The sequence below is a fragment of the Rossellomorea oryzaecorticis genome, assembly GCF_045897515.1.
GTDB classification, from domain to species: Bacteria; Bacillota; Bacilli; order Bacillales; family Bacillaceae_B; genus Rossellomorea; species Rossellomorea enclensis.
In genome coordinates, this window is record NZ_JBJOSA010000022.1 from 1 (window position 1) to 13,607 (window position 13,607).

The following is a 13,607-nucleotide window of genomic DNA, read 5'->3' on the forward strand; positions in this document are numbered from 1 at the left end:
TGTATTAGGCACGCCGCCAGCGTTCGTCCTGAGCCAGGATCAAACTCTCCGATAAAAGTTTGAATAGCTCTTTTTTGCAACGATTAAATCGTTGCGGTAAATCTAAAATTAACGTTGACGTATTGTCTTGTTTTGTTCAGTTTTCAAGGTTCAATTTGTTGCGTGCTTCGTTTGAAGCGACTTTATTAATTTATCACATTTTTCAATGTGATGTCAACTGTTTTTTAAAAATATTTTTCAGGGCGTTTTCGAGATATTCGATAGCGCAACAGCGACGTTTAATAATATACCAAGTTTTTTTTACGGGGTCAATACGTTTTTAAAGATTTTTTTACAAATGATTAAGTTCATGACATTTAAAAGCGGCTGCTCAATGAGAATGGTTCCTCCCCTCCGGGAGGCCCGTCCATTAAATAGCCGCTGGTCGTTTCAGTATTTTTCTTTTTTAGCACTGCTGTTCTTCATATATTTGAGGCATTCTTTATGACTTGCAAATCTGCGGAATAGAGAAAACAATATTTTATATCGTTCGTCCATGGCCCTTTTTACGATATGATCAATCCGGGCATCTTTCATGTCGAATAGGATTTCATCCATTTCTCTTTTCAACAGATATTCTAGTTCTTGTCTTTCTCTGTCGTCAATCATTAACCCCAGCAAGTAAGTCACCCCTTTATGTTGTTATTTGTAGTTTTTTCCATAAGCGGGATATTATAATCAATTTTTTCACTGAAGTTAGATATTTTTTCCGGGGACATGCATATCTTTAATAGAGATATACGTCACGGAGGGATTATGAAATGAATGTTTTCTATACCGTCAATGCGAAAAGAATGAAGCAGATCAGTCTCGTCATCATCATCTCTTTCTTTACCGCCCTTTTTGTCTATAGCGGTACGCTCTCTTCTGTCCCTGTATTCGGAACTAAAGATGGTCCAAAGGCGATCTATAAGGGAGAAAAAGGAGTTGCCCTGACTTTCAATGTTGGGTGGGGAGATGAGAAGGCAAAACCGATTTTGGATGAATTAAAAAAGCTAAAGGTGCAGTCGGCGACCTTTTTCCTTTCCGGATCATGGGCTGAGCGTCATCCCGACCTGGTTGAGGAGATCGTCAAAGCCGGATATGAAATCGGGAATTTGGGGTATGCATACTCTGATTATACGGATATGGAGCCCCAGAAGATCCGGCAAGATATTACGAAAGCTGATGATGTGTTTGAAAAATTGAATGTAAAAGATGTAAAGCTTCTCCGTGTCCCCACCGGTCACTTTAACAAGGAAACATTGAAGGTCGCGGATAGTCTGGGGTTAACAGTCGTTCATTGGAGCGTCGACTCCAAAGATTGGACCAATCCAGGAACAGAAGAAATCATCAACAATGTGAAGGATGCGAAGAAAGGGGATATCATCCTCCTCCATGCATCCGATTCTGCAAAGCAGACCAAAAATGCACTGCCGGCCATCGTAAAGACTCTTAGAGGAAAAGGGAGTTTTGTGTCGGTATCGGATATGATCTCAAACGGAGATGCGAAATCATCTTTAATTCAATAAGAAAACCCCGGAAAGGCATATTGCACTCTTCCGGGGTCTTTTTTAATTCTTCTGTTGTTTATTCTGTCTTTCGATTTGGGATTGCTCGATGTATTTAGGAAGCTTCAGCAGCTGATAGGCATTACATACCAATAATGCGATCAACATTAGATACAACCACTTAATGGAGTTCACCAGGAGCACCGGAAGCCATTCCAGCGTGGTGACGACGACCATGAAGAATAATGCTGATATAAAAGTGTTGGTCTTCGATTCCGATTGTTGATTCTTCGCATAGGCAACAATCATCCCCACAAGCAGGATGCCTATTCCCAATAGGATATACGGAGTGTAAGAAGAACCTTCTTCTGCAAAAGCCCGGAACCGGAAGTAAATAAGGTCAAATAACACAAAAGCAATCAAAACGAGCTGAACGGAATTCCAAAAACCCCTGAACATTCCCATTCCAAATTGGTGAATGGTCAGATATGCAAAGTATCCCATTTGACTGATGACACTGAATGTAAATCCAACGAATAAAAACCATAAAAGGCTGGATAATATGCCGATTACATCCCCGTCTTGAATGAACGGGCTGTATTGATCCCACCTGATGAACAGAGATGCAACCGCTGTCACGGCACCGCCGAGAACCAATGTATGTACAAAAAAACGAATCCAATTTCGGATGGTCACTTCATTTTTCCCCCAACTATATAATATACACTCTGTTGATTGTACCAACGCTTCCCTAAAAAATCTAGGTTCCAGTGCCGGATGTGTATATTTTTTTCGCAACTTCTCATATTAAAGGTAAGGGAATTTGTATGGAAGGAGCCTACCCATGAAAAAATATTCCTTTCTATTTCTCCTGCCAATGCTCCTCTTGGCCGCTTGCGGCGGAGGCGGAGACACAGGCAGCAGTAAAATGGATTATGAAGAAACCAAGAAAATGGTTGTCGATATATTAAAGACCGATGATGGAAAAAAAGCCATCCAGGAAGTAATGTCAGACGATAAGATGAAGTCAGAGCTTATTATGGATCAGAAAGTAGTAAAAGATACCATATCAAAAACCCTTACGTCAGAAAAAGGCACAGAATTTTGGAAGAAATCCTTTGAAGATCCAAAGTTTGCCGAAACCATGGCCAAAAGCATGAAGGACGGCAACGAAAAGCTGCTCAAGGATTTAATGAAAGACCCTGAATACCAGGGGATGATGATGGATTTGATGAAGGACCCTGAATTCCAGAAAGAATTGACAGAGGCCTTAAAGAGCAAAGAGTTCCGCGAACATCTTCAAAAAGTGATACTTGAAACATTTGAAAGCCCATTGTTCAAAGCTAAAATGCAGGATATTCTCCTGAAAGCAGCGGAGGAAGCCGGAGGTGGCAAACAAGGAGAAGACGGCGGCGGTGCCAGTCAAAGCGGCCAAACCGGAGGCGGTCAAGGCGGCGGTGGCGGTGCAGGCGGTTCTTCGGGCAGCGGCGGCTGATAAACCCGGGCCCCTCTATGAAAGGCGAAGAAGCATTGTTCAGACGGCAAGCGTCTTAGGCCGGCCAGGTGAAGTCATTATTTGACACCAGCTGCCGGCATGGAACATCTTAAGGGGCTGGTGCTTTGCCAGTTCTCAACTCCAACACAAAAAAGGACAAATAGCAGAGGGTGCTCCCCCGCTATTTGTCCTTTTCATTTTCTCAGGATAATTTATCTATGACTTTATGGGCGATCTCCCCATAAATCTGTCCGAGCCTGTGGTCTTCAGCATAAATGGAAGGAGCGAAATCCTCTTCATTCCAATCAGGCTGCTGCAGCGGTAATTTGCCAAGCAGGTCGGTCCGGAGTTCTTCCGTCAGCTTCTCTCCTCCGCCTTGTCCGAACACGAATTCCTTCTCACCGGTCAGCTTGCTTTCAAAGTAAGACATATTTTCAATGACACCGAGGATATCGTGATCCGTCTGCAGCGCCATCGCTCCTGCACGGGCCGCTACAAAGGCAGCGGTCGGATGAGGGGTTGTAACGATGATTTCCTTACAGTGCGGAAGCATCGTGTGAACATCCAGTGCCACATCCCCCGTACCCGGCGGCAGGTCGAGAAGAAGATAATCAAGATCTCCCCACTCTACTTCCGAGAAGAAGTTGTTCAGCATTTTCCCGAGCATCGGCCCCCTCCATATAACTGGAGCATTGTCCTCGACGAAGAAGCCCATTGAGATGACTTTTACGCCAAAACGTTCTACCGGGATAATTCTTTCACCTCGGACGACCGGACGCTTTACGATCCCCATCATATCTGGGACGCTGAATCCGTAAATATCAGCATCGATCAATCCAACTTTCTTTCCTTGGCGGGCAAGTGCCACGGCAAGATTCACTGAAACCGTCGATTTACCTACACCGCCTTTACCGCTGGCAATGGCAATGAATGTTGTTTTGCTGGCAGGAGACAATAAATCGGTGCCTTCCCCGCCTGTACCGCGGTGTTTTTCAAGCTCTTCCTGCGGGAGTTCCGTAAAACGGATCCCAACTGTTCCCGCCCCGTTTTCCTTTAATAATTCAACGACCTTTTGCTGGAATTGCATCTGTTCGCCTGTACCGGTCTTGGCGAGCGCAATTTTCACACTGACATGTGCTTTTTCTTCTTTTACACTCACTTCCACAATACCGTTCGTTTCTTTTAACGTTTTATGTAAAAAAGGATCCTCTAATTGTGATAAAAGATCGCGAGTCTGTTGTTCTGTTAACATGAATAACCACCCTTTTTTATGTATTCGTTTACACCCATTATCAGTATAACATATCGTTGTCAGAAATAACTGTAAAAAGGGCTGGAATACTTTCTGCATATACTATTGAAGGTGAGCGGAATTTGGTGCTGAAGGCTTTACACACCCGCCGGCACCCAGATATTGTTATCCTTTGAGCGCGTTTAGGCAAAAAAAGAACCGCCGTCATGACAGTTCTTTTATTTGCTGCTAATGATTCATTTGATTTTGTGCAAAAATCAGACCGTTGTTGAGGGAACTGAATGTCCTGAGCTCTTTCAGATCGATTCCCAGGTTGATGAGGGTCTGGGCAATTTCCGGACGTACGCCGACGAGGATGCATTCAGCACCGAGCAGCCCTGCCGCCTTTGTGGATTCAATGATTCCCTGGGCTGCAAATGTATCCAATACCGGTACGCCTGTTATGTCCATGAAGACAATGGAAGAATGATATTTCGTCACCCCTTCGAGCAGATTTTCTTTGATCCTGCTGATCCGTTCTTCATCAATATTCCCTACTAAAGGCATCACCGAGATATGATCATATAATTGAATGACGGGTGCAGACAATTCAACAAGTGTCTGTCTCTGCATGTTAAACGTTTCTTCCCAGGTATCCGTACACATACTGATCATCTTATTGAAGACGGGATCAAACCAGTGATCGATTTCCATATAAAAACCCAATACCTCTTCTTTAGTCAACTCATCTTTTAAAAGAATTTCCAATGCAGCCCGCCGAAAAGACTGGTATCCGGCAGAAATAAATTCAAGGGCTTCATTATTCTCTACAATTTTTTTATACAAATCGTTGAATTCCCTGATGAAGTCTTCATTCTCCTGTTGAAGACTTTTATAGATTGATTCGAATAATTCATTCTTCACGTGGGTGTTCTGGTAATAAGAGATATTCAACTTGTCTGTTGTCTCATCAAGATCCCGGATCCATTTCGAATATAGATCCTGATAATGCTGTTCAAGAGTTTCGATAGTCGCTGCTTTCATATTTGAACCCTTCCTATCCTGATAACTTGTTTACTTCAAGTGTAGACTACTTCGAAGTTTCTAATACTCTATACCCCTGCCTTTAACTTTCTTAACGTGGTTTCGGGTTTTTCACAAAAAATAAAAAAGCCGCTCCTATGGTGAGGAGAAGCTTTTGTTGTCATTCTTTTTCGGTAAGATAGTTCAGGACTCCCTGGTATATGGAGGCAGCCACTTTTTCCTGGTAATCTTCCTTAAGGAGGTTAGACCGCTCCTCCGCGTTTGAAAGGAAGCCGATTTCCACCAAAGCGCCCGGTTTTTTCGCATGTTTCAGGATATACACACTTTGAAGACCTTTCGCTTCACGGGTTGTGTTTTCAAGGTTGCGGGTGAGTTCTTTCTGGATGGCTTTTGAAAGGGCTTTGTTTTCTTCATACTTTGGATTATAGAATGTCTGTGCTCCGCTCCACCTTGGAGAAGGAATGGAATTCAAATGGATGCTTAAGAACATATCTGCTTCAGACTCATTGACCAGCTTGAGACGTTTGTGAAGGTCCTCTACCTTTCTCCTGCTGTACCCCTTCATATCCTCCGGGGCAAGATCCTTGTCCTCTTCACGTGTCATCAGCACAAGCGCCCCCTGCTCCTGAAGATAGTCCCTGATCATCAATGACACATTCAGGGCGATATCTTTCTCAAGGGCCTTTTCATCCCCCGCACCTCCATCTGGACCGCCATGCCCCGGATCAATATAGATGATCTTTCCTGACAAGGGAAGGTTCCATGAGTCCCACGTATCTTTATCCATGATTTTATATTGAACGATAAATAATAGGATTCCGAGGGCGGCAATGATCCCTGCAAGTTTCAGTTTCTGTTTCATGTCTCTCCCCCTATTTTCAGTAACCACGCTTTTCTCTTTACTAAAAATATGGGACAAGAAACCATTTTAGAACTGAAAAAAAATCAGTGGAGCCGAAGCTTACGGCGTTTAATTCCCTTTTCATACCCCTCCGACCACCATGTCTCCACAAAATGCTCGCAGCTGTAGAAAATGGATTCATCCACTTGATTGGAGATGCCCATCTCGGACCAGTACAGCCAGAAGTTATAAAGTGTATCGATGAAGTGTTTCAATTCTTCACTGCACCGCTTCTTCACAGCCTCCCTGTCTTCCCCGCTGTATCCAAATTTACTCACTTTACCCCCGAGGAGGTAGGCTTCAATCGCGACATCGAAGCACGCCTCATCAAAACCCTGCTGCATGAATACGCCGCCTTGAATCTTTATATATCCAAAATGCTTCCGGACACTTTCCTGGAGCATTTTTATTGAAATTTCCTTTAGCAGTTTTCTTTCTGTCTTGATTTGCTTTTCTCTTCTCTTTGTATTGAAGGTTGTAATAACGTTCAATGTAGATCCACCCCTTTGAACGTATTTTCCTTCTTAAGAGAAGTCTTCATTCGAGTAACTGTTACCAATTTTATTGGGAAATCAGTTGGCTTATTCTCTAAAAACTGTTCCCTTATCTTGCTTTCCGCGGGGAGGAAGTCGAGCCTCCTCGGCACATATGCCTGCGGGGTCTCGACTTTTCCTCTACATCCCGCCGGAGTCAATTGCCTTCCGCTCCAATCCACTCTAGGTTTTATTGAGGTTTGATTCTTTAACAAAGGCTATTCCCAAAAATATTACCTAATGAAAAGTGAATCCAAATACAAAACACGCTTCATTAAGTCTTATTTTATAAAAACCCGAACTTTCATTTAAATCATTTCAAGGTTTTATTAGTAATACAAAATACTTTATTTTTTAGCTCGTTCCAGCGTTTGATTGGAGTGGAAGACGAAGACTCCTAATCGAAAAGCGGAAGGGCTTTGCTCAGAGGCGTGTGGCATAAGACGAATCGGCCACGAAGGCGTTCTTTGCCTTCTTGGTCGATTTGGCTTATGACTTGTGCCTCTAAGCCCTGGAGCTGGACAGTTACCCCCATGACCGAGGCTCAGCAACCGCCCGCGGAAAGCGAAGTCTTCCACGGAAATCAAAAGCGGAGTTAGAGGACTATAACTAAAACCAGAACAGGTTCGTTGATCATCATTTCGTAAAATACCACTTCCACAACGACAATCCGATGATGGTGAGGAAGGTGATGAAGCCGTAGAGCCAGATTGAGAGCATTTCGTTAACGAACATGTTGTTTCATCCTTTCCTTTACTTAATATTGTAGACTTTTTCGAGCCTTTGGCTGGTTTGCGGTTGTTTTTCTTTCAAGATAGGGGCGAGCACTGTGATCACGGCGATGCCGATGAAGGTTGAAACTGCTCCCGCTGCCATGGTGCTTGGTACGATTCCCCCAAAGTATAGGATGAGGTAAGAAAGCAGTCCGAGCAACATGGAAAGTTCCGCTGCCCTTGCAGATGCTTTTCTACGGCCGTATACTGCGTGTAAAATCGGCCCCATCGTTCCGGCTGCGATTCCTGAAATGCCGATCCACATGATATCTCCCATATACGCGGGCGGCTTCAGCACAATCAAGTATGCCAGGACCCCAATGATGGGCACTGAAAGACGGCTGATCTGCAGCGCGATCTTTTCTGCTTTCACGTCGCTCACTTTCACGATTCCTCTTTTCACCAATACTTTCAAAAAGATATCATTGGCAAAAACAGTCGAAATCGAAACAAACAATCCATCCGTTGTCGACATCGCCGCAGCAAGGACCACTACTCCCAAAAGGGCAACGATGACTGCCGGAAATGCATAGACTGCATATTCCATCAGTGCCAGATCAGGAGCAGCGACGTTATCTCCCAGGGCTGCCCTGCTGTAAATCCCTCCGAATAACACCAAAACTGATAACGCGGCGGTAATCACATAAGTCAAAATCATTTTTCCTAAATCTTTTTCACTCTTCAGCCCGAGCACTTTGTTAAACAGATGGGGGGCTGAGGCAAATGCCCACTGAATCACGATCGCCCCTGTCACTAAACTCAGGGAAGAGAAATGAGCAGAATCGGGGTTGAAAGCCTGGATCAGATTCACATCCTGTCCAGCCAATTTCCCGCTGATGCCGCTGAAGGTCGCCTGGATGCTCCCCTTCCAGAAGAGGACGAGCCCTGAAATGAAAATAAACACACCGGCCGCGGCCATCATCACCGCCTGGACGGCATCCGTATAAATATCGGCGAATGCCCCTCCGCCAAAGACGTAAAGCACAACAATCACGGCTATAAAAATCAATCCGCCCTGATAGGACATGCCGAGAAGATATTCAAAGATGCGGGCCCCTGCAACAAACTGGGCGGCTATATAAAAAATGTTGAACAAAAGAATCAACCCTGTACCCACCCGGAGAAGATCGCTGTTATAAAAATCCCCCAGCCAGTCGGGAAGCGACAGCGACTTTTGTTCATTATTGAGCTTCCGGACTTTCTTGGCTACCATCAATACGCCGATCGGCCCCCCGCCGATCATTGCCAGGAACAGCCAAAGATTCGATAGTCCCCAATCATGCGACCAGCCAGGGTAACCGAGGAAGGTGGCGGCACTTAAGTACGTGGCGGCAAAGGAAAGCCCCAGGACATAAGGGCCAAGGTTCCCCCCGCCTATGGCAAAATCTCTGACACTTTTCGTCTTTTTCATACTGATAAAGCCCAGCGCGAACATCGCTGCAAGAAATATGGCAAATCCTATCCATGTATATAATGCAATTTGACTCATTTTCTTCTCCCTTCTTTTTTCAGTGTTTTATGAATGAACCGGTACAAGCTTCTTGGCAGGATGATCAGCAGGCAAGTGTCTCCGGCCTCTGCCAAACATGTTTTCCCTCAGGGTGGAGCCTTCATAATCAGTCCGGTAAATCCCCCTCTTCTGGAGTTCCGGGACAACATGGTCGACAAACTCGGTAAAGGTGCCCGGTGAATACGTCTGGGCGATATTGAAGCCGTCCGCGTCCCCTTCTACAGCCCATCTTTCGATTTCATCCGCAATCTGCTCAGGGGTGCCGATGAACTTGACCGTCCCGTTACCCAGGCCGTGATTCTTGATCGCTTCCCGGAGCGTCCACCTTTTGTTCGGATCTTTTCCGTACATATCGAGATTCCCCTGCATTGCATCCGTTTCAATGTCTTCGATATATTGATCGGGGTCGAATTGCGAGAAATCAATACCCGTATGACCTGATAAAAGAGATGCCGTTCCTTCGTAGCTGACATGGTTTGTAAGTTCTTCATATTTGGCATATGCTTCTTCCTCTGATGAACCTATGATAGGCAGGATCATCGGGAAGATCAGGAGCTCGGCCGGGTTTCTTCCCTGTTCCTCTGCCCGTCTCCGGATATCCGATGTATAAAGCTTCAGCCCGTCCAGTGAGTGATTTTTTGTAAATACCGCTTCGGCATGCTTTGCTGCAAAATCCCTGCCTTTAGGGGAAGATCCCGCCTGGAATAATACCGGGGTGCGCTGCGGCGACGGCTCCACCAGATGAGGACCCGGCACACTGAAGAATTCTCCTTCGTGGTTGATGGGGTGAACTTTTTCAGGTTCCGCAAAGGTATCATTTTCTTTATCATAAACAACCGCTTCGTCCTCCCAGCTGTGCTCCCACAATTTATAAGCGACCTGGAGAAATTCATCGGCTCTGTCATATCTCAGTTCCTTCGGAAGCCTGCCCGAAAGCCCAAGGTTCACGGCTTCACTCTCCAGATACGAGGTAACCACATTCCACGCAATTCTTCCGCCTGTCAGATGATCGAGCGTCGATAACTGCCGTGCCAGTGAATAAGGCTTTGCATAGGTAGTCGAAATGGTCGGGGCGAATCCCAGGTGTTCAGTTACGGCGGCCATCGCTGAAATTGGAATGACCGGATCATGTGCAGGCAGCTGCACTGCACCCCTGACCGCTGCATCATGACTGTTTTCATATACGCTGTATGTACCAAGCACATCCGCGATGAACATCGCATCAAATTTCCCGCGTTCGAGCGTCTCTGCGGTTTCGATCCAGTAAGCCAGGCTGTTATGAGAAGTACCTTGATCTTTTTCATGCTTCCATAAGCCTGTTGAATGCGGTGAAGGCGAATTTTGAATAAAGCCGTTTAGATGAATTTGTTTTTTCATGGGACAGGTCTCCTTTTTCTTAAAAATTGATTGGCCGTGGCTTGGGATTGGATTGATATGATGCTGGGTGATGAGATGGGAGTAGGTAGGGTTGTGACTTTTAGTGTTAGTATTCTTATCGTTATACTTGGTTTAGAAACAGCGACTCACCAACTATCTGCTGCAACGAAAAAACCTCTCCCGATGAGGAAGAGGTTCAATTCTATACCATCCACTCATCTTTCAAGCATCTGCTTGCTGGAATTAGCACCTTGTTACAAGTAACGGTTGCTGCGGGATCACGGGACCAGATTCCTCCCCCGGCTCTTGATAAGGATTTATTCAGTTGTGTTGTTCGAATTTTTATCATCATAACGGAGTCGGAATAATCTGTCAAATCAGAATTTTAATTTATAAGTGGGCTGATTTGTGAAGATGGTCACAAGTTTAAATTTGGAAACGCTTACCTTTATTCTTAAATCTAAAAGAGTGTTTTAATAGAAAATCTTGATGTTCCAGCCTTTATTGGCAGTTAATTCGGGAGAGACTCTTTTACTTTAAAGGAATAATGAACTATATATGGTGGAGAATCTAGTTATAAATGATCCTTTTTGTGAGTTTTTTGTTGGGGGAGGAGCCATGGGGACAGGTCCGGCGGTTTTTTTAAAAGTTAATTCGATCTTATAGTGTGAGAAATCCGTCCTTGTGGTGAGTGTTGCTGATGAAAGCAGATTAACGTTCGCGGTAATCCAAATTTCAGGACAATAAGGACGAAAACCTGACGATAAGGCGAACTATAATGTGGAATGGACCACCAAATACCGGCTTTGACGTTCATCTGGCTTTCAAAACCCAGGAATGGCACGGCGGTTCAAAACGAACTTGAAGTAATCTTTTAATTTTGCTGTATAATCTTCGAATTTAGCCCGAAAATCTTTTAATTTTGACCATTAATCTTTTAATTTCCTCCACTTATCTTTCGATTTTCAGGATAATTCCGCCACTTGGGAAATTAAGGAAAAACGATGAGATGTTTCAAAATCCTGTACATAGATATGTGCGGGGTCTGCCGATATAAGTGCGAAATTCCCAATATAAGAGCGGAAAATCTGATATAAGTGCGAAATTCACCTATTAAGTGCGAACTGCCGATTTTTCGACAAACGTCTGCCATACAACCTCCGCATTCTCGACACCCAAACCACACAATAAAAAAGACCCCCAACCAAAAGGTTGAGAGTCTCTTGTAAGCAAATTAACGCTTTGAGAATTGTGGTGCACGACGAGCGCCTTTAAGACCGTATTTTTTACGTTCTTTCATACGAGCGTCACGAGTTAACAATCCAGCGCGTTTTAGAGAACCGCGGTACTCAGGATCAGCTTGTAGTAAAGCACGAGCGATACCGTGACGGATCGCACCAGCTTGACCAGCGTAACCTCCACCGTGTACGTTTACTAAAACGTCATAGTTACCAAGAGTTTCAGTTGCAACTAGTGGCTGCTTGATTACTTCTCTTAGTGCTGCGAATGGGATATATACTTCTACTTCACGATCATTGATAACAATGTTACCGTTACCTGGTACTAAACGTACGCGAGCTACTGAGCTCTTACGACGACCAGTTCCGTAATATTGAACTTGAGCCAAGATAATAACCTCCTCTTTTTAATTATCCACGAAGTTCGTAAACTTCTGGTTGTTGTGCTTGGTGTGGATGCTCAGATCCAGAGTATACATGTAGCTTCTTGATCATTTGACGACCTAGAGAACCTTTAGGAAGCATACCTTTGATCGTAAGCTCTAGCATTTTCTCTGAGTAGTTTGTACGCATTTCTAATGCAGTACGCTGCTTCAAACCACCAGGGTGGTTACTGTGACGGTAGTAGATCTTATCAGTAAGCTTTTTACCAGTCAATTCGATTTTTGAAGCGTTAAGAATAATTACGTGATCACCAGTGTCAACATGTGGTGTGAAAGTTGGTTTGTGTTTACCGCGTAGAACTGAAGCTACTTCACTAGCCAGACGACCAAGAGTCTTGCCTTCAGCATCTACAACGTACCATTTACGATCGATTTCGTTGGCTTTTGCCATATACGTAGTACGCATGAGTTTACCTCCTATTAAATGAATCCGTAGTATTTATTTTCTAATCACAATAAGATTCCGGGGCTTATCGTGGGGTTAATAACATACCATATGCTATAATATCTTGTTCCCAGATGATTGTCAAGGGGATGTTACACCAGGATTAGTTGTTTTAGAAAAAAAGTTTATTTCCAGTTACTATTCTCTAAACTTAGTCCGCAGTCTGAATACCCTTCGCTTTCCGCGGGTGACCCGTGAGCCTCCTCGGTCGTTCCTCCCTGCGGGGTCTCACATTGGCCACGAATCCCGCAGGAGTCTGCGTGTATTCAGACTGCTCAGAAATAACCTCATCACAATAGTCCACTAATTATGGTATTAACAAACCCTCCAGACACTCCTCTTACTCCCCATACTCCACCTTCCACAAATACAATCCATGTGGCGGAGCGGTCTTCCCTGCCTGGTTCCTGTCTTTGGCTTCAAGTATATCCTTCATGTCCTCACTGCGGAGACTCCCGGAACCTGCCTCCAGCAGGGTTCCAACCAGGATTCTGACCATATTATAAAGGAACCCATTCCCCGTAAAGGAAAAAATGATTTCTCCTTCTTGTTCGGTGATGGTGATGCGCTGGAGGTTCCTGACCTTGTCTTCCACTTCCGTTTTTGCAGAGCAGAAGCTTGTGAAGTCATGCTCCCCTATTAAATGTTCTGCCGCCTTTTTCATGTCATCCACTGAAAGAGTATATGGGTGGTGGAGGGCATAATGGCGGAGGAAGGGGCTCCGCGACTGAGCCGTGTATACCCTGTACCGGTATTCCTTCCTCTTGACGGAAAATCTGGCATGAAAGTCCTCAGGTACATATTGAGCCTCTTTGATGACCATTTCGTCAGGGAGGCGCGTGTTCAGGACCACCGGCCACTTTTCTTCAGGTATGGTCAGAGGGGTATCAAAGTGGAACACCTGTCCATTTGCATGGACCCCTGCATCCGTCCTGCCCGAAGCAGTGACACGGACCCGTTCCCCTTTATGGACAGCACTGAGGGTGTCTTCCAGGAGCCCTTGCACCGTCCGCCGATTCGGCTGTATCTGATAGCCGCTGAAATGGGTGCCGTCGTATGAAATTGTACATTTTACACGCTTCATAGAT

Annotated in this window: 13 protein-coding genes and 1 riboswitch; of the genes, 2 read left to right on the forward strand and 11 right to left on the reverse strand. The window is 44.8% G+C overall.

Annotated elements, in window-relative coordinates; genetic code table 11:
* Positions 1–429: 429 nt before the first annotated feature.
* Positions 430–660 (reverse strand): hypothetical protein, encoded by a 231-nt coding sequence (locus tag ACKA06_RS18285; RefSeq protein ID WP_032085311.1) that lies wholly within the window; start codon positions 658–660, stop codon positions 430–432.
* Between the two features lie 140 nt (positions 661–800).
* On the opposite strand from ACKA06_RS18285, the gene pdaB reads away from it, so the two are divergent.
* Positions 801–1,550, forward strand: a complete 750-nt coding sequence (gene pdaB / locus ACKA06_RS18290) for a polysaccharide deacetylase family sporulation protein PdaB (protein WP_032085310.1) — start codon at positions 801–803, stop codon at positions 1,548–1,550.
* Positions 1,551–1,592: 42 nt separating this feature from the next.
* Here pdaB and ACKA06_RS18295 read toward each other — a convergent pair whose 3' ends face one another.
* The gene (locus ACKA06_RS18295) at positions 1,593–2,225 is read right to left on the reverse strand and encodes a KinB-signaling pathway activation protein (protein WP_032085309.1); all 633 of its coding nucleotides are present in this window, start codon (positions 2,223–2,225) and stop codon (positions 1,593–1,595) included.
* Positions 2,226–2,373: 148 nt separating this feature from the next.
* Between ACKA06_RS18295 and gerD the strand changes: the two genes are divergently transcribed.
* Positions 2,374–3,024, forward strand: a complete 651-nt coding sequence (gerD, locus tag ACKA06_RS18300; RefSeq protein ID WP_411160349.1) for a spore germination lipoprotein GerD — start codon at positions 2,374–2,376, stop codon at positions 3,022–3,024.
* 202 nt (positions 3,025–3,226) lie between these two features.
* Here gerD and ACKA06_RS18305 read toward each other — a convergent pair whose 3' ends face one another.
* The 9 genes from ACKA06_RS18305 to truA form a co-directional block, all read right to left on the reverse strand.
* Positions 3,227–4,276, reverse strand: a complete 1,050-nt coding sequence (locus ACKA06_RS18305) for an Mrp/NBP35 family ATP-binding protein (protein ID WP_032085307.1) — start codon at positions 4,274–4,276, stop codon at positions 3,227–3,229.
* Positions 4,277–4,504: 228 nt separating this feature from the next.
* Positions 4,505–5,299: an STAS domain-containing protein gene (locus tag ACKA06_RS18310; RefSeq protein WP_411160350.1), complete on the reverse strand. Its 795-nt coding sequence runs from the start codon at positions 5,297–5,299 to the stop codon at positions 4,505–4,507.
* Positions 5,300–5,459: 160 nt separating this feature from the next.
* Positions 5,460–6,161, reverse strand: coding sequence for an N-acetylmuramoyl-L-alanine amidase CwlD (gene cwlD, locus ACKA06_RS18315; RefSeq protein WP_032085305.1), 702 nt, complete (start codon positions 6,159–6,161; stop codon positions 5,460–5,462).
* 83 nt (positions 6,162–6,244) lie between these two features.
* Positions 6,245–6,691 carry a DUF2521 family protein gene (locus ACKA06_RS18320; protein ID WP_032085304.1) on the reverse strand — a complete coding sequence of 149 codons (447 nt, stop codon included), beginning with the start codon at positions 6,689–6,691 and terminating at the stop codon, positions 6,245–6,247.
* Between the two features lie 795 nt (positions 6,692–7,486).
* Positions 7,487–8,995, reverse strand: a complete 1,509-nt coding sequence (locus tag ACKA06_RS18325; protein WP_411160351.1) for a sodium:solute symporter family protein — start codon at positions 8,993–8,995, stop codon at positions 7,487–7,489.
* A gap of 27 nt (positions 8,996–9,022) precedes the next feature.
* Positions 9,023–10,393 carry an LLM class flavin-dependent oxidoreductase gene (locus ACKA06_RS18330; protein ID WP_411160352.1) on the reverse strand — a complete coding sequence of 457 codons (1,371 nt, stop codon included), beginning with the start codon at positions 10,391–10,393 and terminating at the stop codon, positions 9,023–9,025.
* Positions 10,394–10,605: 212 nt separating this feature from the next.
* Positions 10,606–10,709, reverse strand: a riboswitch (SAM riboswitch).
* A 918-nt stretch (positions 10,710–11,627) separates the two neighbouring features.
* Positions 11,628–12,020: a 30S ribosomal protein S9 gene (gene rpsI, locus ACKA06_RS18335; RefSeq protein ID WP_032085301.1), complete on the reverse strand. Its 393-nt coding sequence runs from the start codon at positions 12,018–12,020 to the stop codon at positions 11,628–11,630.
* 22 nt (positions 12,021–12,042) lie between these two features.
* Positions 12,043–12,480, reverse strand: a complete 438-nt coding sequence (gene rplM, locus ACKA06_RS18340) for a 50S ribosomal protein L13 (RefSeq protein WP_032085300.1) — start codon at positions 12,478–12,480, stop codon at positions 12,043–12,045.
* A gap of 379 nt (positions 12,481–12,859) precedes the next feature.
* On the reverse strand, positions 12,860–13,603 hold the full coding sequence (gene truA / locus ACKA06_RS18345) for a tRNA pseudouridine(38-40) synthase TruA (RefSeq protein ID WP_032085299.1): 744 nt from the start codon (positions 13,601–13,603) through the stop codon (positions 12,860–12,862).
* Between the last annotated feature and the right edge of the window lie 4 nt (positions 13,604–13,607).